Annotated in this window: 27 protein-coding genes; 8 read left to right on the forward strand and 19 right to left on the reverse strand. The window is 47.6% G+C overall.

Translation table 11 applies throughout. The features are described 5' to 3' along the window. Nucleotides 1-3: 3 nt before the first annotated feature. Nucleotides 4-774 carry a glycosyltransferase family 2 protein gene (locus tag BAMF_RS38955; RefSeq protein WP_013354006.1) on the reverse strand — a complete coding sequence of 257 codons (771 nt, stop codon included), beginning with the start codon at nt 772-774 and terminating at the stop codon, nt 4-6. Nucleotides 775-1,054: 280 nt separating this feature from the next. Here BAMF_RS38955 and gerQ point away from each other — a divergent pair, with 280 nt between their 5' ends. Then, nucleotides 1,055-1,606 carry a spore coat protein GerQ gene (gene gerQ / locus BAMF_RS38960; RefSeq protein WP_013354007.1) on the forward strand — a complete coding sequence of 184 codons (552 nt, stop codon included), beginning with the start codon at nt 1,055-1,057 and terminating at the stop codon, nt 1,604-1,606. Nucleotides 1,607-1,652: 46 nt separating this feature from the next. On the opposite strand, the gene BAMF_RS38965 is transcribed toward gerQ, so the two are convergent. The 6 genes from BAMF_RS38965 to BAMF_RS38990 form a co-directional block, all read right to left on the reverse strand. Further along, nucleotides 1,653-2,024: a DUF423 domain-containing protein gene (locus tag BAMF_RS38965; protein ID WP_013354008.1), complete on the reverse strand. Its 372-nt coding sequence runs from the start codon at nt 2,022-2,024 to the stop codon at nt 1,653-1,655. 63 nt (nt 2,025-2,087) lie between these two features. After that, nucleotides 2,088-3,407: a purine/pyrimidine permease gene (locus BAMF_RS38970; protein WP_013354009.1), complete on the reverse strand. Its 1,320-nt coding sequence runs from the start codon at nt 3,405-3,407 to the stop codon at nt 2,088-2,090. Between the two features lie 18 nt (nt 3,408-3,425). Then, on the reverse strand, nt 3,426-3,848 hold the full coding sequence (locus BAMF_RS38975) for a YwdI family protein (RefSeq protein ID WP_013354010.1): 423 nt from the start codon (nt 3,846-3,848) through the stop codon (nt 3,426-3,428). A gap of 58 nt (nt 3,849-3,906) precedes the next feature. Continuing rightward, a complete protein-coding gene (locus tag BAMF_RS38980) occupies nt 3,907-4,590 on the reverse strand; it encodes a uracil-DNA glycosylase (protein ID WP_013354011.1) in 684 nt (227 codons plus the stop codon). A gap of 14 nt (nt 4,591-4,604) precedes the next feature. Then, nucleotides 4,605-5,411 (reverse strand): glycosyltransferase family 2 protein, encoded by an 807-nt coding sequence (locus BAMF_RS38985; RefSeq protein WP_013354012.1) that lies wholly within the window; start codon nt 5,409-5,411, stop codon nt 4,605-4,607. Nucleotides 5,412-5,494: 83 nt separating this feature from the next. Continuing rightward, entirely contained in the window at nt 5,495-5,683 is a 189-nt protein-coding gene (locus tag BAMF_RS38990; RefSeq protein WP_014471204.1) for a hypothetical protein, read from the reverse strand. A gap of 89 nt (nt 5,684-5,772) precedes the next feature. Here BAMF_RS38990 and BAMF_RS38995 point away from each other — a divergent pair, with 89 nt between their 5' ends. Further along, a complete protein-coding gene (locus tag BAMF_RS38995; RefSeq protein WP_013354014.1) occupies nt 5,773-6,585 on the forward strand; it encodes a bifunctional hydroxymethylpyrimidine kinase/phosphomethylpyrimidine kinase in 813 nt (270 codons plus the stop codon). Nucleotides 6,586-6,616: 31 nt separating this feature from the next. Here the strand turns inward: BAMF_RS38995 and BAMF_RS39000 are convergent, their stop codons facing one another. From BAMF_RS39000 to BAMF_RS39020, 5 genes are all read right to left on the reverse strand, one after another. Continuing rightward, on the reverse strand, nt 6,617-6,841 hold the full coding sequence (locus tag BAMF_RS39000; RefSeq protein ID WP_013354015.1) for a hypothetical protein: 225 nt from the start codon (nt 6,839-6,841) through the stop codon (nt 6,617-6,619). Nucleotides 6,842-6,956: 115 nt separating this feature from the next. Further along, nucleotides 6,957-8,396, reverse strand: coding sequence for a sucrose-6-phosphate hydrolase (locus BAMF_RS39005; protein WP_013354016.1), 1,440 nt, complete (start codon nt 8,394-8,396; stop codon nt 6,957-6,959). Further along, complete coding sequence (locus BAMF_RS39010; RefSeq protein ID WP_013354017.1) at nt 8,393-9,775, reverse strand: sucrose-specific PTS transporter subunit IIBC; 1,383 nt, start codon at nt 9,773-9,775, stop codon at nt 8,393-8,395. The genes BAMF_RS39005 and BAMF_RS39010 overlap by 4 nt, the downstream gene beginning before the upstream one ends. A 217-nt stretch (nt 9,776-9,992) precedes the next feature. After that, a complete protein-coding gene (locus BAMF_RS39015) occupies nt 9,993-10,823 on the reverse strand; it encodes a PRD domain-containing protein (RefSeq protein WP_013354018.1) in 831 nt (276 codons plus the stop codon). A 23-nt stretch (nt 10,824-10,846) separates the two neighbouring features. Further along, on the reverse strand, nt 10,847-11,161 hold the full coding sequence (locus BAMF_RS39020; protein ID WP_013354019.1) for a hypothetical protein: 315 nt from the start codon (nt 11,159-11,161) through the stop codon (nt 10,847-10,849). A 525-nt stretch (nt 11,162-11,686) separates the two neighbouring features. Here BAMF_RS39020 and BAMF_RS39025 point away from each other — a divergent pair. Next, entirely contained in the window at nt 11,687-14,098 is a 2,412-nt protein-coding gene (locus tag BAMF_RS39025) for a S8 family peptidase (protein WP_013354020.1), read from the forward strand. Between the two features lie 41 nt (nt 14,099-14,139). Here the strand turns inward: BAMF_RS39025 and BAMF_RS39030 are convergent, their stop codons facing one another. Next, nucleotides 14,140-15,141, reverse strand: coding sequence for an LLM class flavin-dependent oxidoreductase (locus BAMF_RS39030; RefSeq protein WP_013354021.1), 1,002 nt, complete (start codon nt 15,139-15,141; stop codon nt 14,140-14,142). A 350-nt stretch (nt 15,142-15,491) separates the two neighbouring features. On the opposite strand from BAMF_RS39030, the gene BAMF_RS39035 reads away from it, so the two are divergent. From BAMF_RS39035 to BAMF_RS39050, 4 genes are all read left to right on the forward strand, one after another. Continuing rightward, nucleotides 15,492-16,421, forward strand: a complete 930-nt coding sequence (locus tag BAMF_RS39035) for a helix-turn-helix transcriptional regulator (RefSeq protein WP_013354022.1) — start codon at nt 15,492-15,494, stop codon at nt 16,419-16,421. A 76-nt stretch (nt 16,422-16,497) separates the two neighbouring features. After that, nucleotides 16,498-17,298, forward strand: a complete 801-nt coding sequence (locus tag BAMF_RS39040; RefSeq protein WP_041481684.1) for an SDR family oxidoreductase — start codon at nt 16,498-16,500, stop codon at nt 17,296-17,298. Nucleotides 17,299-17,322: 24 nt separating this feature from the next. Continuing rightward, a complete protein-coding gene (locus BAMF_RS39045; RefSeq protein ID WP_013354024.1) occupies nt 17,323-17,739 on the forward strand; it encodes a YybH family protein in 417 nt (138 codons plus the stop codon). Beyond that, nucleotides 17,726-18,013, forward strand: a complete 288-nt coding sequence (locus BAMF_RS39050) for a Dabb family protein (protein WP_013354025.1) — start codon at nt 17,726-17,728, stop codon at nt 18,011-18,013. The genes BAMF_RS39045 and BAMF_RS39050 overlap by 14 nt, the downstream gene beginning before the upstream one ends. Before the next feature lie 298 nt (nt 18,014-18,311). Here BAMF_RS39050 and nfsA read toward each other — a convergent pair whose 3' ends face one another. From nfsA to BAMF_RS39065, 3 genes are all read right to left on the reverse strand, one after another. Then, a complete protein-coding gene (nfsA, locus tag BAMF_RS39055) occupies nt 18,312-19,061 on the reverse strand; it encodes an oxygen-insensitive NADPH nitroreductase (protein WP_014471208.1) in 750 nt (249 codons plus the stop codon). A 102-nt stretch (nt 19,062-19,163) separates the two neighbouring features. Then, entirely contained in the window at nt 19,164-20,351 is a 1,188-nt protein-coding gene (locus BAMF_RS39060) for an FtsW/RodA/SpoVE family cell cycle protein (protein ID WP_013354027.1), read from the reverse strand. 235 nt (nt 20,352-20,586) lie between these two features. After that, nucleotides 20,587-21,045, reverse strand: coding sequence for a GNAT family N-acetyltransferase (locus tag BAMF_RS39065; protein WP_014471209.1), 459 nt, complete (start codon nt 21,043-21,045; stop codon nt 20,587-20,589). Nucleotides 21,046-21,339: 294 nt separating this feature from the next. Here BAMF_RS39065 and ywcE point away from each other — a divergent pair, with 294 nt between their 5' ends. Further along, nucleotides 21,340-21,600: a spore morphogenesis/germination protein YwcE gene (gene ywcE, locus BAMF_RS39070; RefSeq protein ID WP_003150937.1), complete on the forward strand. Its 261-nt coding sequence runs from the start codon at nt 21,340-21,342 to the stop codon at nt 21,598-21,600. A gap of 43 nt (nt 21,601-21,643) precedes the next feature. On the opposite strand, the gene qoxD is transcribed toward ywcE, so the two are convergent. From qoxD to qoxB, 3 genes are read right to left on the reverse strand one after another with little or no spacing between them, the layout of a single operon-like run. Then, nucleotides 21,644-22,012 carry a cytochrome aa3 quinol oxidase subunit IV gene (gene qoxD / locus BAMF_RS39075; protein ID WP_013354029.1) on the reverse strand — a complete coding sequence of 123 codons (369 nt, stop codon included), beginning with the start codon at nt 22,010-22,012 and terminating at the stop codon, nt 21,644-21,646. A 1-nt stretch (nt 22,013) separates the two neighbouring features. After that, on the reverse strand, nt 22,014-22,628 hold the full coding sequence (gene qoxC / locus BAMF_RS39080; RefSeq protein ID WP_013354030.1) for a cytochrome aa3 quinol oxidase subunit III: 615 nt from the start codon (nt 22,626-22,628) through the stop codon (nt 22,014-22,016). Nucleotides 22,629-22,642: 14 nt separating this feature from the next. Then, the gene (qoxB, locus tag BAMF_RS39085) at nt 22,643-24,592 is read right to left on the reverse strand and encodes a cytochrome aa3 quinol oxidase subunit I (RefSeq protein WP_013354031.1); all 1,950 of its coding nucleotides are present in this window, start codon (nt 24,590-24,592) and stop codon (nt 22,643-22,645) included. Between the last annotated feature and the right edge of the window lies 1 nt (nt 24,593).

Here is a 24,593-nt window from a genome sequence, read left to right on the forward strand (position 1 = left end):
CCCTCACCCCTTTCCAAGCTTTTTTAATGATTCCCTCAGCTCTCGGCACGTGGTCTGCTGCGGAAGGCTGTTCACAAACTCGTTTTTCTCCGCCGCAAAAAGCTGATAATGGATGGATTGATCGGTAATATAATTGATGTCAAGCTCCTCAGCAATCGGGTAAAACGGATAAAAATGATTCACTCTCCAGAAGAAACGGGCGTCACCGATCCGGTAAAACGCGGGGCTTTCATCCCAATAGGAGCCGAATGCCGATTTGACCTGTTCCAGCACGGAAAACCGGTGCATGACCGAACAATGGTCAATGGCGCACGGCGCATTCCACACGATCCGTTCGGCGGGCCTGGCCGTTTCCTTCACCGTCTCTTTCTGTTCATTCAGATGATAGGTTTTGGAACTTGAATACACAACGGCTTTTTCCGGGTCGTCATCAAGCTCTTTCACCATTTTCTCAAGCCGGTCCGGCACATACGTGTTGTCGTCGGTCGCATACGTCACGTATTCGCCCTCCGCCATTTCTATTGCCTGATTAATCAAGGCCGCATAGCGTGTTTTTTCCGTTCTTTCTTTGACGCCCGATACATCGCTTTGATAAAACCGGACGCGGGGATCCGTGAGAAAAGGGCGTATTTCCGCCAATGTCGCTTCATTTGAGTTGTCATCCATAATGAAAAGCTCAAAGTCTGTAAACGTCTGAGACAGAATACTTTTAATTGAGCGGGCCACATAGTCACTTTTGTTATAGCTCGTCATGATCACTGACACTTTAGGCAACTCGTCACCCCCTTTTCGTACCTGAAACTACCGCTATCATATGTTCCTTATGTCAAAGATGCGCTAGGAATACAGACTATTATGTGAAAAGTCAGCTTTGCGCGCACAAAAAAGGCCGGCTCTGATGGCCGGTCTCAGGCAGCGTGTTTTCTTTTTTCGCATAAATCTTTCTAAAGGCTCATATGGTGGAATAGATAAAAACAGCAGCCGCTCTGACGGCTGTCTGATTACTTGTCAGGAGGTTCCAGCATCACGAGGTTTTCATCAAAGGAGGAACAATATGAAACCGAAAAAGAATCAATATCAGCAAATGCAGGGGATGGGGATGGGAATGGATATGCAGGGATTCCAGCCGCAGCTCGGGCCTAATCCTTATCCGCAGCCTCAGGGCCAAGGATCACAGATGATGCCGATGCAGCAGCAGATGTCGATGCCGATGCAGCAAGGCCAGCAGAGCTTCGGCGGGGGGTTCCCCGGCCAGACGCAGCCGCAGCAGCAGGGCGGCAGCAGCTTTCAGATCCCGTCAGGTCCATCATCGTCACAAAACGTTCCCGGCATGCTGCCGATTGAAGAGTCATACATTGAAAATATTCTGCGGTTGAATCGGGGCAAAACGGCGACGATTTATATGACGTTTGAAAACAGCAAAGAATGGAATTCAAAGATTTTCCGCGGCGTGATTCAGGCTGCGGGGCGTGATCATATCATCATCAGCGACCCGAAAACGGGTACCCGTTATCTGCTTCTGACCATTTACCTTGATTACATCACGTTTGATGAGGAAATTGCTTATACTTATCCGTACTCCATGTCTTCTTATTCTCCGAGATAAATCAAAAAGCCAATCGCTCACTTGGCAGAGGATTGGCTTTTTTTCTTTATAAATATTTGACGGCCGCGACGACAATCATAATCCACGAAATAATAAACGCCACGCCGCCGAGCGGTGTAATCGCTCCGAGAATGGAAATCTGCGTCACGCTCAATACGTACAAGCTTCCAGAAAACAGAACGATGCCCGCAAACATCAGCCAGCCCGCGACAGAAACGCTCCCCACGCCAGAGAGCTTTTCGGCTAAAAACGCGACAGCCAGAAGGCCGAGCGCGTGATACATATGATATTGCACGCCTGTGTGCCATACCTGCAAATATTTATCAGGGATTTTCCCTTCAAGCCCGTGCGCCCCGAAAGCACCCAGCGCCACAGCCAATAAGGCGTTAATCGCACCCAGAATAATAAACACTTTCATCTATTCTTCTCCCGCCTTTTCGTTAAAGTTTCCAATTCAATCATAACCCAACATCGGGAAAATTCAACGCCCGTCCTCCGATGACACGAGATTGTCGGATTTTTTCTTTTTGATAAGATAGATCCGGTCGACCGCTATCGCCAGCAGCGTTCCGAGCACAAGACCGTTGCTTAAGAGCGAAATCAGAATCGGATGCATGCCTGATAATGCGCTCTCAGGCACAAACATCACACCGACTCCCGTCAGAAGCGCCAGACCGATAATGGAGCGGATTCGTTTTTGCTCCGCTTTCTCATAAGAGTCAAACTCCGTAAAGGCAAGACCCGCCATTGTGGAGAAAACGACGAAATTCACCGCAAAGCCGACCGGTGAGGGCAGACTCGCAAACGCATTCATAAATAATGGGATCATACTGATGATAGCGACAAATACACTGCCCAAAAGAAACGGCTTTTTCGAAGGAAGCTTCGTCGTCTCAATAAAACCGGCCGCCCCTGAGATCGGCACAGGCGCAATGCCTCCCGTCAATCCGCTCAAAAGGTGGCTGATCGAGGCCGCAAACCCGGCCGGGCGCTCACGCCGCTTCCCTGCGGTGCCGCCGAATTTTTTCACCGCCGCTTCAACAACCCGAATGCTCGCAAGCATGTTGACAATCAAAAGCACTGTAATGAAGAGTGATGTAATGATCAGTCCGCTGTCAAACACAGGTTTTCCAAACGGAAAGAGAGTCGGCAGCTGAATGATGCGGTCCGGTATTTGAATCGGTTTGGCAGCGCCGAAGACCGCAAACAATATCCATCCGCCCGCAAGCGAAAGAAGAATCGCATACTGCCTTAAAAACGTAACATGTGATCGGGACATGATGAACATTGCGGCCGTCACAACCATGGCAAGCCCAAAGACAAGGCCGTCGACGCTGTTTTTTAAATAGCCGATGCCCAAAAGACCTTTTACTATCGGCTGACTCAGCTGCATGACCAAAAGCAGCAGATACACGCCAGTCACAACCGGCGTAAACAGTACGGCCAGCCGTTCAATCACTTTAAAAAGGCTGAACAAAAAGAAAAAGACAGCGCTTAATAACAGCGCCCCCTGAAGCGCCCGCAGCGTCTCGCCGAATGTCGTGAACACCGTGCCCGTCAGTCCGCCGTAAATCGTATACACGCCCCACCATAAGCCTGCCGGGCTTTCATTAATCGGCAGACGATGTCCCTGAAGACATTGGATGACCGCGGCGACGCCGAGCACAAAAAATGTACTCTGAATCAATGCGGCAGAATCGGCATGGTTCAAGTGAAATGATTGTGCGATGGCGACAGGAACCACAATCGCAGCCGCGATCATAAATGCCGTCCATTGCAAACCCCCGAGTATCAGTTTCAAGTCAATCAACCTCTCCTGTTAAAAATCGAAAATGGAATCCCCGTTTCCGTCTTCCCCGCGTTCGTCTTTCGTTTTTTTCTGATATTGATTCAGCCCGGCGCTGCCCATCATTTTTTCAAGCAGAAGCGGGTCTGTCGAAGGAGACGCGGAAGGCTTCGGCGCCTCTTTCGGAATCGGATTCTGCACAGGCGCCACAGCGGTGTGCGTCTGGGTGCCGAGCACGACGTCACACAGAGAGCGGACGGCGGCCACGTGCATTTTGATCTCCTCGGCGCGGGACGCCGTTTTTGCCTGCCTCAGTTCTTCTTCCATCTTCTGAATCAAAGCAGAGATATGTATGTTCATGAGTAAATCCTCCAGCAGTAATTTGTCTTCTTCCTGCATTTTATCAAATTTCTGACCGAATCGCAGAAATGAGTTTGTTATTTTTTCTGACAGCATACGGCCCCGGGCGTCAAAAAAGGCGTTTCCGCCGGGCGGAAACGCCTCAAAAAACCGGTTATTGCGGCAGATCGGGGATGCACCAGTCAATCGGCTGCTCCCCCATTTTTTCAAGGGCGGCGTTTGTACGGGAAAACGGTCTGCTCCCGAAAAAGCCGTTCCTTGCCGAAAACGGGCTCGGGTGAGTCGATTCAATAATAACGTGTTTCGATGTGTCAATACGCTCTTTTTTCATCTGTGCGTGACGTCCCCACAGGATAAAGACAATCGGCTTTTCTCTTTCATTCACCACATCAATGATGCGGTCAGTGAGCCGCTCCCATCCCTTGCCTTTGTGGGAATTAGCCTGGCCGCGGCGAACCGTAAGCACTGTGTTTAACAGCAGCACTCCCTGCTTCGCCCAGCTGACGAGTGATCCGTGATTCGGTACGGAGCAGCCGATATCATCCTGAAGCTCTATGAAAATATTTTTCAATGACGGCGGCTGTCTGACGCCGGGCTGAACGGAAAAACTGAGCCCGTGCGCCTGTCCGGGACCGTGATACGGATCTTGTCCGAGAATGACCGCTTTTACATCCTCATAGGACGTATAATGCAAGGCATTAAAAATATCATGGCTGTCAGGATAAATCGTTTGGCTGCTGTATTCCTGTTTCAGCATCTCTCTCAGCTCTTGATAATACGGTTTGTCGAATTCATCTTTCAGCTGATTCCACCAGCTGTCTTTTAAAAGCTGTTTCAAACTGTCCGTCCCCCTTATGAACTGTGCAGTCTCGAATAGACGGGCTTTCCGTCCCACACAATGTCAGTCGGCGCCTCCCGCCTCTTCATATCCGGCTCTTCAAGAAGAACCGCGAAGTTTTTCGTCGGGAGCTCCCCAAGCCCGTGCTTTTCGCTTAACCGGTCTAAGTACTGCTTCCGTTTGGCGCCGAGATCCGCGGACTGATTGCCGCCTCCCTCAAAAAACGCATAGATGACGCTCGCGCAAGGAACACGCTTCACACGGTGCTGTTTCGCAGCGCGTAAATAAAAATCCCAGTCCCAATAATTATGGACATCCGGATCAAAATATCCTAACGTGTCATGCAGAGAACGTCTGTACATGCTGCCTGACGGAACATACGTGGAAAACACCCGCATATCCTCATAATCGGCCGTATAGGCGAATGGCTTCCGTGATACCGGATATCTCGTGTTGTCCCGTTCTTCAAATGACACAATTTCCGCGTCAGCATGAACAAAGTCGGCATCAGCGAGCTCAGCCGCCATTCTTTCCAAATGGCCCGGCGTAATGAAATCATCATCATCGCACAGCATGATACAATCACCTGACGCTTGTTTCACACCGGCGTTTCGAGCTTCCACATGACCGGCATTCTGTTCTAAATCAATAATCTGAATCGGCAGATCGCTGTACAGCTGCTTCGCTTGCTCGACCGATTCCCCCGCATCATTTACGATGATCACTTCATAAGGCTTTACGGTCTGCCTGGAAATTGACTCCAGCAGCTCACACAAAGCCGGAATCCGATTATACGTGACTATGACAATTGATATATTCATGATCCGCTCCTTCTGCTTTTTCTCATGTTCTATTAAAACATAAAGCGGCTGAGAGATCAGGGGGGATTTTTTATTTCACCCGGTCAGACACATATCCAGGTCATGCCCGCCAGCAAAACCAGAATGATCAGAAGGTCTCCCCAAACCATGCATACCGCCTTGATATCAAATCTGCCCGCATCCATGACATTCCAAAGTTTTGACTGATAAACAGGCACCAACACCAGCGCATAACACGTGCACAAACAGATCAAGGCCGGCGGAACAAGCACTGTCAAATCATTCCTCTAAGCCTTCCGTATTGTGATCAGGAGAAAATCTAACTATAATGAGATATAAAACACTGATGGAGGCCATTGATATGTCAATGCACAAAGCACTTACTATAGCCGGTTCTGATTCCAGCGGCGGCGCGGGAATTCAGGCCGATTTAAAAACATTTCAAGAAAAAAACGTATACGGAATGACGGCTTTGACCGTTATCGTAGCGATGGACCCGGAAAACAGCTGGGATCATCAAGTGTTTCCGATCGATGCCGATACGATTCGCGCACAGCTTGCGACGATCGTTGACGGGATCGGCGTAGACGCCATGAAAACGGGAATGCTCCCTACCGTGGAGATCATTGAGCTTGCGGCGAAAACGATTAAAGAAAAACAACTGAAAAATGTCGTGATCGACCCGGTCATGGTCTGCAAAGGAGCGAACGAAGTGCTGTATCCGGAGCATGCCGAAGCGCTGCGCACCCAATTGGCCCCGCTGGCAACCGTCATCACCCCAAACCTGTTTGAAGCAAGCCAGCTGAGCGGTATGGATGAATTAAAAACGGTGGAAGACATGATAGAAGCGGCCAAGAAAATTCACGAACTCGGCGCGAAATATGTATTAATTACAGGCGGAGGCAAACTCAAACACGAAAAAGCGGTTGACGTGCTGTATGACGGGAAAACCGCGGAAGTATTAGAAAGCGAAATGATTGATACGCCTTACACACACGGAGCCGGATGCACATTCTCCGCAGCCGTTACTGCGGAACTGGCCAAAGGCGCTGAAGTGAAAGAAGCCATCTATGCGGCAAAAGAATTTATCACCGCCGCGATCAAAGAATCCTTTCCGCTGAACCAATACATCGGACCGACTAAACATTCGGCGATGCGTCTTAGCGGAAAATAAAATAAATATCCCCCTCATCGCCTGAGGGGGATTATTTCATTTTTTTCGCGGATGACCGTAAAAACATTTCAATCGATTGCACAAAGAGCGCATATTCCTTCATCTGTTCATATGTATGGCTAAGCCGATCACTCCATTCGTTGTGCGGCTCGGCTCTCTTGAGCATGCGTTTCAGCTGAAGCAATACTTCTTTATATTCTTCCCGCTTATCTTCCACTTGCTCTGCGGCTTTGACAAGTAAACATTTCGGCGTCATCTTCTGATTCTTCAAAACTGAGAAAACAACTCCTTTTATTCCTGAGAATAGTAGTCTTTTGTTTGAAGAATAGCACAGATGGCATAGGTTTCACATAAGAAAAAAGGACGATTTTCTACAAAAGTGTCCAAATTGAGGCATTTATTTCCGTGCTCCCTGTCGATGTAACCGTTACCTCATCATTTCCCGGGAAAGGAAAATATCTGGCGCTGAATACCTCTTCTCCATCATTCAAAAACAATTCGATGGAGGATGCATCCAGAAATAGCTGCACGGAATGCACCTCACTTATGGCGCAGCTTCTCGTTTCTTTTTCCTCTCCGCTAAAAGCGGTGCGCTCCAGCACGGCGAGTCCCTTTTCCTGATGAAATATAAACCGGGCCGCGCCCCGAATAGAGATTTCAAAACCAGATTTATAAGTGATGTCATCCAGCAGCACTTCAGCCCGGGACGCATCTTTCACCGGAAGGGCTGCAGACGAGCATTCCAATTGGAGACGGCGCTTTTGTTCATCCGTACGGCGCGATTTCATTTCCGGGAGCGGACGCTGTATGATTCTGCCGTTTGACAGTGACAGCTGTCTCGGCATCGTCAAACAGTGAACCCAATGATACGCATGTGTCGGATGTTTGTCCTCCTCCTGATCAGGGACGCCCATCCACGCGAACAGAATCCTCCGCCCCTTATCATCTTCCAGCGTCTGAGCCGCGTAAAAATCAAACCCTCTGTCAAGCTCCGTGAATTCACCATGCTTAAACTCAAGCGGCTCTATATCCAGCCTGCCGAGGAAATAGCCCGCCTGGTGGCTGTTATGATATTTCATCCCGTCGGCGTCAAGCCCCTGCGGACATACGAGCAGCACGTCGGTTCCGTCAAGAGAAAACAAGTCCGGGCATTCCCACATATAGCCGAATGACCCGAGACCGCCGGAATCTGCCCCCGCAATCGCACCGACAAATGTCCAATCCGTTACATTCTCTGATGTGAATAACACAGCGCTCCCGGTGAGCTTTTCTGTCTGCGCCCCGAGCACCATGTAATACGTCCCGTCTTTCTTCCAAACCTTCGGATCACGGAAATGAGCGGTATAGCCTGCCGGGAGACGCGCGACGACTCCTTTTTTTTCAAATACTTTCCCATCTTCGGATACGGCGAGGCATTGATACGTTTCCCGATTGCCTTCTTCGTCACGGACATTGCCTGTGTATATCAGGCAGAGCCGGCCGTCTTTTTCGATGGCGCTTCCGGAATAACAGCCGTTTTTGTCATACCATTCCCCCGGCGCAAGCGCGATTTCTTCCTCTTTCCAATCAACAAAATCCTTCGTCGTCACGTGAGCCCAAAATTTCGCGCCATGTCCCGTATGAAATGGCTGCCATTGAAAAAACAAATGATATACACCGTTCCATTGGATCACGCCGTTCGGATCATTTAAAAGCCCGACCGGCGGCATAATATGATAGTTCTGACGATACGGATCTGATGCAGCGGTTTCCCCCCGCTTCTTTTTCGCTTCCTCAGCCTGCAGCCGCAGCTCTTGATCAAGTGTACTCATTTGGCGGCCTCCTTTTCTTTAGCTCCCATAATGTAAGCGGCAATAAACGCCGACACAGAGGCGATGCCCATTCCGATCAGATAGTTTATGAGATTTCCTAAACCGAGCGGAGCCGTGATGGCAATCATCGGAATTCCGGTCAGTCCGTAGGCATTGGCGGCGACACCGGTCACCACGACATAGGCGCCCCCCAGCGCTCCGCCGATCATTCCCGCGATAAACGGCTTGCGGTATCTGAGGTTCACACCGAAAATAACAGGTTCTGTTACGCCGAGAAAAGCGGAAAACGCGGCAGGCAGAGCGATTTCTTTCATTTTCGCTTTTTTCGTCAGGAAAAATACAGCCAGTCCCGCCGCGCCCTGAGCGACATTCGCCATCGACCAGATAGGAAGGATATAGTTTCTGCCCAAATCAGCGATGAGGCCGGCCTCAATCGCATGAAAGCTGTGATGCACACCGGTAAGCACAATAAGCGGGTAAAGCCCTCCGAAAAGAAGTCCGGCAGCAATGCCCGCGTGATCATACACATATGTCAGCGAGACGGTAATGCCTGATCCGATCGCTCTGCCAAGCGGACCGATTGCGACAAAGGTAATAAATCCGGTCACAATCACCGTGACAAACGGCGTGACCAATAAATCGAATGCGTGAGGCACAATTTTTCTCGTGCCTTTTTCCACCCTGCTCATAATGTAAACGGCCAACAGTACGGGGATGACCGTCCCTTGGTAGCCGAGAAGCGCAATGTTGAAGCCGAAGAGTTCCATAAAATCAGGCGATGCATCCGCAAGCCCCCACGGATTCAAAAGCGCCGGATGGATCATAATTCCCCCGAGCACCGCACCGAGATATGCATTTCCGCCAAATTCCTTCGCCGCGCTGAATCCGATGAATACGGGCAGGAAGATAAAAGCCGCGCTTGAAAACATGTCGAGAAGCCGAAACAGCGATGATTGTTCAGACACCCAGTGAAAGGCCTTCATCATGCCGAGCAATCCCATTAAAAGGCCGCTTGCTACGATAGCCGGAATGATGGGAACGAATATGTTAGACAGTGTTTTCGCAAATCTTGCTGCCGGGTTCAGCTTTTTTTTCGCTGCGTCCTGATGTGTCTCACGATCCTCCCGCCCCAGATCGGCTTCTTTTGAAAACGCGTCATACACTTTATTCACGAGGCCGGTACCGAATATAATCTGGTATTGTCCCGAGCTGCTGAAAGCCCCTTTTACTCCTTCTATTTCTTCAATGCCGGCCTGGCTGATCTTCTGCTCATCTTGAATGACGAGCCTGAGCCTGGTCGCGCAATGTGTCGCACTGATGATGTTTGATTTCCCTCCGATATGTTTGACAAGCTCTTTTGCAATTTCTTGATAATCCATTATGTATCCCCCTTTCTAAAATCAAAAAAGACCTAAAATTCGCCAACGAAAAAGGACAACATGATCCCTTTTTCATGTACGCAAATTTTAGGTCTTGCCTGCATAACCAGTCACAATCCCGCCGGATTCAGTTTTTTGATGCGCTTTCATTTTATTTCATGACAGCGCTTTCGTCAATATGTTATCAAAAAAAAGTCTGTTTCTCCAAACAGACGCGTTATTCCGGGTTTTTTTGCAGACGCTGGACATGCAGCGTAATATAGCCGGCCTCGGATTCCGGCAGTTCCAAATCATATTCATTTTTTAAAAACGCCGCCAGTTCAAGCGCACACCGATAAGCAAACGGATACTTTTTTTGGATGAAATAAAGCATCTCCTCGTCCATGGAATGGAGGGCTTCATTTGAGTCCAACCGGCTGACCGCATACCGCAAGTGCGTGACGAGGCGCTGATATGAAATACTGTCTTCATCCACCTTCTGTTCAAAAAAGGATTCGATCTTTTCGATCATTTCTTTGATCATGGTTGTATGCTTCATCGCCGAATACATGCTTTTGGCATCCGCCTTGGCAGTGTGGATATGAAGCGCGATATACCCCGCCTCATCATCAGGCAATGATATACCGAGGGTCTGTTTCACATGTTCGACCGCCCAAAGGCCGATCTCATATTCTTTTTTATAGAGCGCCTTAATTTCATGAAGCAATCGGTTATGCACATGAAGGCCGTTTTGAATCCTTTCGATCGCAAAGGATAAATGGTCCGCCAGCGCAATATGAATATGATCGCTCAAAGGTGCCGCAAGCTCTCCCTCCGCATGGCTGATGATATCTTCAGCCGCTTCTATATGCTCTTCGGGAAGCGTTTCTAACACTTGTTTGAACTTTTCATTTTCGTCGTGCACGACAAATATTTTTTCAATTTTATGTTTTTGAATCAAATCATTCTTTCTCTTTTGAAAAGCGATTCCGGGACCCATTACGATCTTTTCCCGTCCGTCTTCTTTTATTAACGCCGCATTGTTATTTAATACTTTGTCTATTCTCAAGAGGTTCGCTCCCGTTCATATGTTTAGTGGGATTGTACCCTCTTTTTCATATGATGTAAAGATACCGGACCAGCCCGCTCCCGTTTCGGCAATTCTTTGCGGACAGGTATCCATCGATTTTTATCCAGCCTGCCGCAGGCCGATTTCGTTTCATCGGTCAGATCCGCCGATCGTACCCGGCTCACAAACGAAAACGCCTCAGCCGTCAGCTTCGCTTTCTTATGATAGACAACTTGGTTTCCGTACACGGCGGCTAATTGAAATCTTCCGTCACCCGGCGCCATCCAGTTCATCAGAAAGACCATCCACACCCGTAAAGATACTAGCACACGTTTCATTGCAAATCATCCCTCCGCTTCTTTTTGACAGACAGCTTGTTCGCAGGCCTGTTTTCTCTCCGCTTTAACGGAAAAGGCGGCCGATCCTTCTCCGCTAAAAACTAGCGGGTCTAGCAACCCTATGACTCTATGATAGACGCGGCCGGACGAATTGTTTGTCACAATATGAGTGAAAAAACAAACTAGTTTTAAGAAGTTTTGTTGAAAGCTGATGGAAATGACCTGAAAAATGGAGAAGCGGTTAAAAAAAGTTATGCACATCTTATCCCTTGGTTAAGCACAGCTTAAACACAGGACATATCCACATATCCACAAAACAAATCTATATTTTGTATAGGAACATTCGTTCCCAACAATATATATACACAGATTTATTCACTTATACACATGATTCTGTGTATAACTTTCTCCTTATTCACAGATCAATTTCCATAAATGAGTCCTATGTCACAAGGAATATTTTGAATTTTCGAGAAATATATACTAGATTTCTAATTTTAGATAAAGAAAAAGGGGGAAACACGATTGAAAAAAGGAATCATCCGTTATCTGCTTCCGGCTTTTGTCTTATCCTTTACCTTATCCACAAGTTCACAGGCTGCGCCGGCTTCAAAACCGCAAGCTCCTGATCTCGAGAAGGCTGAGGTGTTCGGTGACATTGATATGACCACCGGCAAACAAACGACGGTCATCGTGGAGCTGAAAGAAAAATCACTGGCCGAAGCAAAGGAACTCGGCAAAACACAAACAAAAAACAAGCTGAAAAGCGAACGCGCAAAAGTGAAAAATAAAGCGCTCAAAACGATTAAACACGGAAAGATCAACAGGGAATATGAGCAAGTGTTTTCTGGTTTCTCCATGAAACTCCCGGCAAATGAAATCCCGAAACTGCTGAGTGATCAGGATGTCAAAGCGGTTTATCCGAATGTCACCTATCATACCGATCAGCTGAAAGATAAAGACATCACCCTTTCCAAGGATGCCGTGTCTCCGCAGATGGATGACAGCGCGCCTTATATAGGGGCAAATGACGCGTGGAAGCTCGGCTATACGGGCAAAGGCGTCAAAGTTGCCATTATTGATACAGGCGTCGAATACAAACACCCTGACTTAAAGAAAAATTTCGGGCAATATAAAGGATACGATTTTGTGGATAACGATTACGATCCTGAAGAAACGCCGGCCGGTGATCCGAGAGGCGCTGCGACTGACCATGGAACCCATGTCGCGGGCACGGTTGCTGCAAACGGAACGATTAAAGGCGTCGCGCCTGATGCAACGCTTCTGGCCTACCGTGTGCTTGGTCCGGGCGGAAGCGGGACAACGGAGAACGTCATCGCCGGCATCGAACGCGCCGTACAGGACGGAGCGAATGTCATGAACCTTTCGCTCGGCAATTCTGTGAATAATCCGGACTGGGCGACAAGCACTGCGCTTGACTGGGCAATGTCAGAAGGCGTTACGGCCGTTACGTCAAACGGAAACAGCGGGCCGAACAATTGGACCGTCGGCTCTCCGGGAACATCCAGAGAAGCCATCTCCGTCGGAGCGACACAGCTGCCGCTGAACGAATATGCCGTCTCCTTCGGTTCTTATTCCTCAGCGAAAGTGATGGGCTACAACAAAGAAGATGACATAAAAGCGCTGAATAAAAAAGAAGTAGAACTCGCAGAAGCGGGTATCGGCGAGCAAAAAGACTTTGAAGGCAAAGATCTGAAAGGAAAAATCGCGGTTGTCAAACGCGGCAGCATCGCCTTTGTGGATAAAGCCGACAATGCCAAAAAAGCGGGCGCGATCGGTATGGTTGTGTATAACAACGCCGCAGGAGAAATTGAAGCCAACGTACCGGGCATGTCCGTGCCGACCATTAAGCTGTCATCAGAAGACGGCGAAAAGCTCGTCAGCCAAATAAAAGCGGGCGGCACAAAAGCGACATTCAATTTATCCGTGGCTAAATCGCTCACTGAACAAATGGCAGACTTCTCTTCACGCGGTCCGGTTATGGACACGTGGATGATAAAACCTGACGTCTCCGCTCCCGGCGTAAACATCGTCAGCACCATTCCGACCCATGATCCGGCCAACCCGTACGGCTACGGATCGAAGCAGGGAACAAGCATGGCTTCACCGCATGTAGCCGGCGCAGCTGCTGTCATCAAGCAGGCTAAACCGAAATGGAGCCCGGAGCAAATAAAAGCCGCACTCATGAACACGGCGGAAACCTTAACGGATGCGGACGGTGACGTATACCCGCATAATGCGCAGGGCGCCGGAAGCATCAGAATCATGAAGGCGATCAAAGCAGATTCTCTCGTCGCCCCGGGAAGTTATTCTTACGGAACGTTTATGAAAGACAAAGGCAATGAAACGAAAAAAGAAACATTTACGATTGAAAACCAATCGTCCATCAGAAAGTCATATCAGCTGGAATACTCTTTCAACGGCACAGGCATTACCGTTTCAGGCACAGACCGGGTCGTGATTCCCGCTCATCAAACAGGAAAAGTCAATGCGAAGGTAAAGGTCAATGCCAAAAAAGTAAAAGCAGGCACATTTGAGGGAACAGTCACAGTGCGTGAAGGCGGAAAAACAGTCGCAAAAGTGCCGACGCTTCTGATTGTAAAAGAACCGGACTATCCGCGCGTGACTTCGATCGACGTACAGGACGGCACAGCGCAAGGTTCCTATCAAATTGAAACCTATCTGCCGGCGGGCGCCGAAGAGCTAGCCTTCCTTGTGTATAACAGCAATCTTGACTTTGTCGGCCAAGCCGGCATTTATAAAAAACAAGATAAAGGCTATCAATATTTCGACTGGAACGGCAAAGTCAATGGTGACACCGCACTGCCGGCAGGAGAATATTATATGCTGGCCTATGCCGCGAACAAAGGGAAATCAAGCCAGGTGCTGACTGAAAAACCATTTATCATTGAATAACCAAACAACCCTGCTGGAGCATCAGCAGGGTTTCTTTCTGATCATTCGGCAAAGGCTTCGCGAAGCAGCCGGTATGACTGAAGTTTATCTTCAAAATGATGAGTAATGGTCACAGCCATCACTTCCTCCGTACCGTATGCTTTACTGAGAGCCAGAATCTGTTCTTTCACTTGCTGCTTTGTTCCGATGATCATTCGATTCCGATTATCGGCAATTCGCCTTTGTTCATATGGTGTATACGTATTGCCGCGGACGGTTTCGTAAGACGGTACGCCATGAAGCGGAATCCCCTGTTCCCCCGCAAGCAGCGTATAATCCATGACGGCAGCGAGTTCCTCCGCTTTCTCCTCAGTGTCCGCGCACAGCACAAACACCGCCACGGCCGTTTTTGGTTCTTTTCCTAATACAGAAGGTTTAAATCGGCGCTTATATTGTGCCGTCGCGCTTTCTCCGCCTTCTCCATTAATAAAATGGGCAAACATATAGCCTGCTCCCGTTTCTGCGCTCAGAAGCGCGCTTTCCCCCGATGAACCGAGCAGCCAGACTTCCGGCGCCGTCTTAATAAGCGGGGATGCCGTCAGATTCGGAAAACGGTGATTGTCATCGGCTTCATCATGCAAATACATCGCCAGCTCACGAATCTGCTGCGGGTATTGATCAGCATTGCGCTTCCCGCCGTCATTCAGCGCCCATGATGCAATCGGCATTCCGCCCGGCGCCCTCCCCAATCCGAGATCGATTCTGCCCGGCGTCAACCCTTCAAGCATGCGGAAGTTCTCCGCTACTTTATAAGCGCTGTAATGCGGAAGCATGACACCGCCTGAGCCTACACGAATGTCGTTCGTTTTCGCCGCAATATGGCTGATCAGCACTTCAGGGCTTGAACCCGCCAGCCGCTCTGAAAAATGATGCTCTGACACCCAAAACCTCTTATATCCGAGCTTCTCTGCCTCCTGCGCGAGCCTCACCGTATCCCGCAGCGCGCTTTCCGCAGAACTCCCTTCTGATACAGGAGATTGATCTAATATACTTAATGAAATCATCACTGTCACCTCCTCAACATCGTACCACTGCTAAGCCGATCATATGAAGTCTGGCGACTTTCTTCGTCATCTTGGTTTGTTATTACGATGATTTAGCTTCCTCGCGACCTCACAAATGCCAAACGGGCTGCCTTTATCTTTAACCTCAAGGAATACTGCAATACCACCTGATTGCTTCTTTTGTTTCCATCGCAAGCGATATCGGCACGCTGGCTGTGTGTCCGTAGACGAGCGGCTCGGAACTACAGCCATGTTAATATTTACAAAGAGGGAGATGTTAAGAAATGATCTTAACCTGACATCTTGTTGTCAAGTTTTAACGGATATACTAAAAACCCAGAGGTGAGCGGATGCAAATCAGCAGATTATTTCAAGTGATTTATATTTTATTGGAAAATGGAACCGTTACGGCACCCGAGCTGGCTGAGCGGTTTGAGGTGTCTGTCAGAACGATCTATAGGGATGTTGAGGCTTTAAGCCAGGCTGGAATTCCGATTTATACCATACAAGGGAAAGGGGGCGGCATTTCCCTTTCCGACAGGTTTGTTCTGAACAAATCTATGCTTACCGACAAGGAGCAGGATGAGATCCTTTTTGCTCTCCAAAGCTTAGCCGCCGCCCAATACCCTGATTCTAATGCGATTTTTGAGAAATTGAGCAGCCTTTTCAGGAAAAACAACATCAACTGGATTGAAGTGGATTTTTCCTCATGGGGAAGCGGGCAAAAACAAAAAGAGCTGTTTGTACTTCTGAAACAGGCAATCTTGGAGCAGAAAGTGATTTCATTTACCTACTTGAGTGCTGCCGGAGAACAAAAAAGCCGGAGAGCCGCGCCAATGAAACTGCTCTTTAAAGATAGAGCGTGGTACATTGAAGCCTTCAGTTTCGAAAAAAACGCTTTAAGAACCTTTAAGATTAACAGAATGTCGAATGTCCGACTTTTAAACGGAGAGGAGATGGGACTTCACCTTCAGCATGGCTGGTCGGAGCCTTCCGTGACTTCTTCTGCAGAAGAATCGGTTAAAAAACCGCAGAGAATCCCTCTGGTATTAAAAATAGACCAAGCGGGAGCCTATCGAATCGTGGATGAGTTTAAAGAAGAGGACATTTTAAAACTGGAAGACGGGTCTTTCCGGGTCACTTCAGAGATTCCTCCCGGTGAATGGCTTTATCACTATCTGCTTTCCTTTGGAGATTTACTGGAAGTCATTGAGCCGGCGTCTGTCAGACTTGAAATGAAAAACCGCACTGCCAGAATGGCCGAAAAATATTTGAGGTAACTGGACACGATGCTGTCAGGTTCTGTTGATTAAACTAGCCTTGTACTCAACATTTGAAGGAGGATTCAGCAGAACGATGGAAAACAGTCCGTACTTATTAAATATGAGCAAAGAATTTGCAGGTAAACGGGTCCTAGTGACCGGCGGAATACGGGGAATCGGCAGAGCCATCGTCAAACGGCTGCATGCGGCAGGAGCTGAAGTTATAGCTACGGCAAGATCATTACCCGAGGCATTGCCTGAAGGCGCAGGGTTTATTCAAGCCGATGTCTGCCTTCCAGAAGGCGCAGATCATATCATTAAGGAAACAATTCATACATTCGGCGGTCTGGATATTTTGATTAATAATGTGGGAGGTTACTCAAGTAGCACGGCAGGGGCTTTAGCTTTAACAGACGAGGATTGGCAGACAGCGTTTAACGCAAACCTGTTTTCTTCCGTCCGCCTCGATCGCGGATTTCTGCCTTACATGGTCAAGCAGCAAAGCGGAGTGATTGTCCATATATCATCTATTCAACGAAAGCTGCCGGGCAACATGACCATGCCTTATTCGGCTGCCAAAGCTGCACTAGTTAACTACAGTAAAAACCTGGCGACCCAATTCGGCCCTGAGGGGATAAGAATCAACGCACTAGCACCGGGGTTTACCGAAACAGAAGCAGCTGAACAGTTAATTGAGAGAATGGCTAAACAAGCCGGAACCGACTATCTAGCCGCCCGTGAGCAGTTAATGGACGAGCTTGGCGGCATTCCCCTCGGCCGTCCGGCTCAACCTGAGGAGGTTGCCGAGCTTGCCGCATTCCTTGCGTCAAGCAGAGCCTCTTATGTAACGGGTTGTGAATATGTTATTGACGGCGGAACCATCCGCACCGTTTAACGAAATGACAAAGGAGTTGATCTTATGGAGCCTAATGCGCTTCCGCAAGTTATACAAGAGTTTATAGCCGCTTCCAATAAACCCGATCCGGATGCCTATATCGACTGTTTTTCGGAGGATGCTTTGATCTTTGATGAGGGCAAAGTGTGGGCAGGCAAATCCGCTATAAGAAAATGGAGTGCCGAACATCATTTTGATGCAAACGTAACGCTTGACTTACAAAGGCATAGACAGGATCAGGGGGAAATCACGGCGGTTTTTAAGGTTGACGGCGATTTTGACAAAACCAGCCTGCCGAACCCTCTCTATTTAGATTTTTATTTTCAGATTCATAATCACAAGATTAAGCAGCTGGCGATCCAGCTTTCTACAGGACCTGAACAAACAGAAACGGTAACCCAGATAAGAAACCAGGAGGAACATAAAAATGATAGTAAATAACGTGCTGCTGAAGCTGAAGGACATGAGCCCAGAGCATATCAAGCAAGTTCAAACCGTTCTGCTGGGCATGAAGGGAAAAATAGACGTTCTTCTCGATGTTCAGGCTGAAGCTAACATTCGCCCTGCCCCTTCAGGATATGATTTGATTCTGATCACTAAGTTTGCATCCTTGGGGGATATGGAAAAGTACCTTACACACCCGGTTCATCAGGACATCGCCAAGTTTATTGGCACGGTTCTGGAAACGCAGGCGTCCGTTTGCTATGAATTATAATAAGACGATGAGGAATGACTGCCAGTTAAGTCAATTAACTTCACTTATATACAGAAATCAGCCATATACACGTTATTCACTGTTTTAGAACTTCGGTAAGGCAAACAGAGCTGCTCTGTTGTGTATTGAATGCAGTCTCGATTATTAATGAAAAAAAGACGATATGTGAAAGTTCAAAACCCGGAACAGCAGCTCATCAAATTTTAGAACTGTACATCATCGCAGATGTTCCATTTTGTCGAAATATGTTACACGTGAAACATAAAAAAACCTCTCCCGTCAGGAGAGGTTTTATTTCTTAATTTTTTTGAAAACCTTTATCTTTAACATATTGATTTAAATAGGTTCTCGGTTTTTGTTTCATGAACTGCAGAATTTGATCAGACCACGTTTCAACCCGCTTGCCGTTTGTCCGTTTATCATAATAAGCGGAGATGGTTTCATCATATTCCTTCATATAACTGCGGAAGTTTTCTTCATTCGTATCGTACGTGTTTTCATGATATACGGCTTGTTTCGGCAGACGCGGCTTTTGGCCGGACGGATGCGCGGGATGGCCGACTACCAGACCGAACAGCGGCAGCACATGGTCAGGCGTACCGAGCACTTCCGTCACCTGATCAAGTTCATTCCGAATGCCTCCGATATAACAAATGCCAAGGCCCATTGATTCTGCGGCAACACTTACGTTTTGTGCGGCAAGTGCGGCATCAATGACGCTGACCATAAACATTTCCGTATTCTCAAGAAGCTCTGTAATGTTTTCGCCTTTTTCTTCCGCAAGTTTTTTATGGCGGTACAAATCAGCACAAAACACAAACAAGTGCCCGTTATTCTCGACGTAAGGCTGATTTCCGGCCAGCGCCGCCAGCTTTCTTTTTTTCTCCGGATCGGTTACCCCGATGATGGAGTACGCCTGCACGTAACTGGACGTTGACGCCGCCTGGGCGCTTTTCACTAATGTATCTATCTCTTCCGCTGTCAGAAGCTCGTCAGTAAATGATCGGATCGACCGATGATTAAGTATGGTTTCAATGGTATTGTTCATATAAAAGCCTCCTTCTCTATATATCATATCCGAAAGAGAATCATGCCAAAAGCGAAATGCTCTAACCAAAAAAAGACAGCCCGAAAAACGAGCCGTCTGACATTAAGAATTAAACAAATAGCTTTTATATTTCGTCAGCTGCACACTTGCGTTGTATACGATCCCGAAGCTGATTAATGTAGACAGCACCGAGCTCCCTCCATAGCTGACAAACAGCAGCGGAATTCCGGTAACCGGCATAATGCCGATATTCATCCCGATGTTCTGGAAGGTGTGAATCACGATAAGTGCAGTAAATCCTACGCAAAAAAACGCGCCGAATCGGTTAAAGGCATGCAAGCGGTCAATCAGCACCACAAGCCTGTAAATTAAAAAGAAAAACATAACAACGGCAATCGCGCAGCCTAAAAACCCAAAACTTTCACCCAAAATCGCAAAGATAAAGTCGGTCTGCCCCTCAGGTACGTACACCTTCAGATTATGAACGCCGTTTCCGGTAATGCCGCCTGATCCGATCGCCATAACGGCCTGATCCACCTGCCAGCTTTTATCACTCTCTGCCTGAGTCGTTGCCGCACTGGAGTCAGACATCCACGATGTAATCCGGTTGATTTGATAATCCGCAATGCCGATTGAATTCGCCACATGGGGAAATTCAATCACGAGCACTAAGAAAAGCCCGATAACAAGGGCGGCCGAACCGCCGATAATGGTGATCAGCTTCCAGTTTACACCTGACATAAACACCATCACCATCACGATAAACAGACAGATCGCACCCGTTCCGGCATCCTGCAAAACGATCAGTCCGATCGGAATAACCGTCCATGCCGCAATTTTCAAGAGCAGATTCACATCTTCCCGAAGTGATCTTTGATCTTTCGGTCCCGCCTTCGATATAATGGACGCGACCATCATCATAATTCCTATTTTCGTAAACTCAGAGGGTTGAAGGGTAAAGGTTCCGATTTGAAACCAGCTTTTCGCCCCGTTTTTAATCGGCGCGATAGATTCCGGCGCAACACGCAAAAGGAGCAGCGACAGCACGCCGGCAATTAATACGTACAGACTCAGTTTCTCAAGCTGCTCTAAATCAAAGTACAGCAATAATCCGATGAATCCCGCCCCTATAACATAGAAGACAATCTGTTTCATCCAGGCGCTGCCTCCATACTGCCCGAACTGTCCGGCCGCATAAATCGCAGCGACACTAATTATTAAAAACACACCAAATATAAAAATCAAATCCCCCTGATAATAGGGATTTTGCTGTTTCTTATATCGACTCATTCTATCCCGCCTTACATTTTCATCGGAAGTCACTATTGTTTATTATACATGAACACCGTTCAAGAAAACATGATGAGGTTGTTTCCTTTTTATTTTTTACGGTTTGGAGACTACACGACATATGACGTGTCAGAAAAGGAAATGTTTCGGTCATGATGAAACTTTTCCGATAAAAAACCCCTTCTCACCAGAAAAGGGGCAGCGGGAATATAGAAACCAATGAATTCAAATGACTTTACCTCATGTTTAATGTCATAAACAAGCTGTTCGGGTCCTCATTGTAGTCCCCAAACGGTTCACAATATTGAAACCCGGCTTTTTCATACAGCAGTCTGGCGGGAAGGAAAGCCTCCACAGAACCGGTTTCTAGGCTGAGACGCTGATAGCCCCGCCGCTTTGCTTCTTCAATTATATGGTGAAGAATTCGTTTGGCCACGCCTTTTCTGACATGCTGCGGGGAGGTTTTCATTGATTTCAGCTCACCGTGCCGGCTGTTAAGCTCCTTTAAGGCACCGCAGCCGAGCAGGACGCCGTCTTCCCTCGCACTCCAAAGCGTAACGTCAGGCTGACGCAGGCGGTCCGTATTGAGCGCGTGTATACTTTCCGGGGGAGAGCAGAGGGTCATGCTCTTCAGATGATCCTGCAAAAGCGCAATAACATCCGGCGCTGTAACATCGTCTTTATTTATGTTCATTTCAAAACCTACCTTAGTGTGCATGTTTTCTTTAAACATAACAAAGGTTCACAAGGCTGCGCCATCGCACTGTCTGAAAATGTGACAGGGTATTTGACCTTTCTGATTTCTATTACCTATCCAAAAATGGGGCAATAGTTGCAATACATTTCTCGAAAAAGCGGTATCAAAAATTGGAAAACATGGTATAATAATTGTAACAAAATGTTCAAAAAACGACCACAAAACAGACACATTTTATTCTCTGTATTTCATTTTGGAAACGCTCCCATAAAATGAAAGGAGACACGTAAGATGGACATGTTTTTTGCTTATTTACTGGTCGCAAGCGCAACACCCCTCTTTATCTGGCTTGATAACAAAAAAGTGGCTCTTTCGGCCATACCGCCAATCATTTTAATGTGGGTTTTCTTCTACTTTTACGCAACCAGCAGCCTATCCCCCCTCGGCCACACACTCATGATTATCCTGTTTGCCGTCAACGTCATCGTTGCCCATATCGCCGCCTTTATCATTTACGGCCTTCCGCGCCTGCGCCGGAGAAGAAGCCAATAAAGGCACAAAAAACCCTCTTCGCCTAAACGAAGAGGGTTTCTTTTTATTCGTGATGTTCGGAATGCTGCTTCGCACCGCCCGGAGGGTTTCCATCCATATGGTCACCGTGATGGTAGTGCGCCGCAAAGATCCAGATAGAACCAAGGATGATAACAATCGCTCCGAAAAATCCGAAGAGCGTGTTTCCGACTTGGATTCCGCCGTTTTCGCTTTCTGTCATGTGCATGAACATGAGAAGCTGCAGGCCGGCCTGAATAAATGCGAATCCGAAAATGATCCAGAGTTTTGCTGATGAGCTTAAATCTGTATATACCGCAACCCAAAGGGCCAGCAGGGTCAGAATAATAGACAACGCAAAACCTACGATATGCTTCCACGGAAAGTGGCTGTGTTCAGCAGATTTGTTTGCCATATTATAGTCCCCCCAATCCGATGAGATAGACGCCTGTAAAGATGAAGATCCAGACAACGTCTAAGAAGTGCCAGTATAAACTTGAGATAAAGATTTTTGAAGACGTCTGCGGCGTTAATCCGCGTTTCTTCAATTGCAGCAAGATGCCGGTAATCCAGAAGATACCGATCGTTACGTGCGTTCCGTGCGTTCCCAGAAGGACGAAGAATCCAGACCAGAAAGCACTTGTACCGAGAGATGCTCCTTCATGTACATAGTGAATGAACTCGTTAAGCTCACATCCTACGAAGCCTGCGCCGAGAAGAAGCGTAATGATCGTCCATATGACGACGCCTTTTAAACTTCCGCGACGCATTTCATGAACAGCGATCCCGCAGGTAAAACTGCTGATCAGAAGCAGGAATGTCATGATCATGACAAGCTTCACTTCAAATAATTCAGCCGGTAAGACTCCTCCTGCTGTTCTTCTTTGAAGAACGAAGAAGGTTGCAAATAGTGTTGAGAACAACACAATCTCTGCCCCTAAAAAGATCCAAAACCCGAGAATATTGAGTCTGCCGGTTTCAGATTGATATTCCATAGGCGCGTTAGAATTGCCGTGTTCTGCATGTTCCATAAATCACGCCTCCTTTATTCGGAAATCTTTCTTTCCGTCTCTTTTATTTCTTCAACAGGTATATAGTATCCATTGTCATATTCAAATGAACGAAGCACCATGCAAAGCAGAATGCCGATCAAGCCGACAATGCCCATCCAGAACCATTCAAAGACAAGTCCGAAGCCTGCAATACCGAACGCCACTGACATAATAAGCGGTCTGCCGGAGTTGTGCGGCATATGGATTTTCTTGAACTTGCTTTCCGGATGAATATCCACTTTGTCTTCTTTCAATTGCAGGTACGCATCTTGAGATTTCACTTCAGGAAGCACCGCAAAGTTGTAGTGCGGCGGAATCGCAGATGAAGTCGCCCACTCAAGCGTACGTCCCACGCCCCATGAATCTCCGCTGATCTCGCGAGTAGAGTAGCGGAAGCTGTAGTAGATGTTGTAGCAAAGGATTAAGAATCCGACACCCATCATGAAGGCTCCGACAGTTGAAATAAAGTTCAATGTAGTCCATCCGTCATTCGGTCCGTATGTGTAAATACGGCGAGGCATACCTTGCAGCCCCAAGAAGTATTGAGGGAAGAAACATACATTAAATCCGATCATAAAGATCCAGAAGAACCATTTTCCGATTCTCTCGTTCAGCTTGTGGCCGAACATTTTCGGATACCAGAAAATAAATCCTGCGAAACATGCAAATACCGTACCCGCGATCAGCACATAGTGGAAGTGAGATACGAGGAAGTACGTATTATGGTATTGATAATCCGCTGCAGCCATCGCGAGCATAACCCCTGTTACCCCGCCGATAACGAAGTTCGGGATGAACGCAAGCGCCCACAGCATCGGTGTTGTAAAGCTGATTCGGCCTTTATACATTGTAAAGAGCCAGTTAAAGATTTTAACCCCGGTCGGAACCGAAATCGCCATCGTTGTGATCGAGAAGAAAGAGTTAACAGACGCACTGTTCCCCATTGTGAAGAAGTGGTGAGTCCATACAAGGAAACTCAGGACGGAAATGGCGATAATAGAGCCGACCATCGCTTTGTAACCGAATAACTGCTTTCTTGCAAACGCTGAAATAATTTCAGAGAAAATACCGAAAGCCGGTAAGATAACGATATAAACTTCAGGGTGTCCCCAAATCCAGAATAAGTTAGCCCAAAGCATCGGCATACCGCCGGCTTCCAGCGTGAAAAAGTGAGCGCCGAACAAACGGTCAAATGATAGCAGCGCCAATGCCACTGTCAGAACAGGGAAGGCGAATACGATAATAACCATTGTAATCAGCGTCGTCCATGTGAACATCGGCATACGCATCAGCGTCATGCCTTTTGTACGCATTTTCAGGATCGTCACCATAAAGTTGATACCCGTCATCAGCGTACCGATACCGGCAATCTGAAGACCGAGCAAGTAGAAGTTCTCACCAGGCCCAGGGCTCATGTCGTTACTTGCCAGCGGCATGTAACTCGTCCAGCCTGCGTTCGGAGAACCTCCGATAACGAAAGAAATATTGAAAAGCATCGCACCTACGAAGAACGTCCAGAAACTCAGGTTGTTCAAGTACGGGAATGCTACGTCGCGCGCACCGATCTGCAAAGGTACGACAACGTTGATCAGACCGATTAAAAACGGCATCGCCATGAAGATAATCATGATCGTACCGTGAGTCGTAAAGATCTCATTATAGTGGTTTGAGTCTAAAAAATTGTTATTAGGAAGCGCTAACTGGGCACGCATCATCAAGCCGTCGACCCCGCCGCGGAACAGCATGATAACAGCAGAGATAATGTACATGATTCCAAGTTTCTTATGGTCTACAGACGTCAGCCATTCAGACCAGAGCCACTTCCACTTTTTGAAGTATGTGAGTACTACGATGATAGCAATAGTGGAAAGCGCAATGGAAACTTGTGCGCCCAGAATTAATGGGTCACCTGTTACAAAAAATTCATCCCATCTCAATTTCATT

Source organism: Bacillus amyloliquefaciens DSM 7 = ATCC 23350 (assembly GCF_000196735.1).
GTDB lineage: Bacteria > Bacillota > Bacilli > Bacillales > Bacillaceae > Bacillus > Bacillus amyloliquefaciens.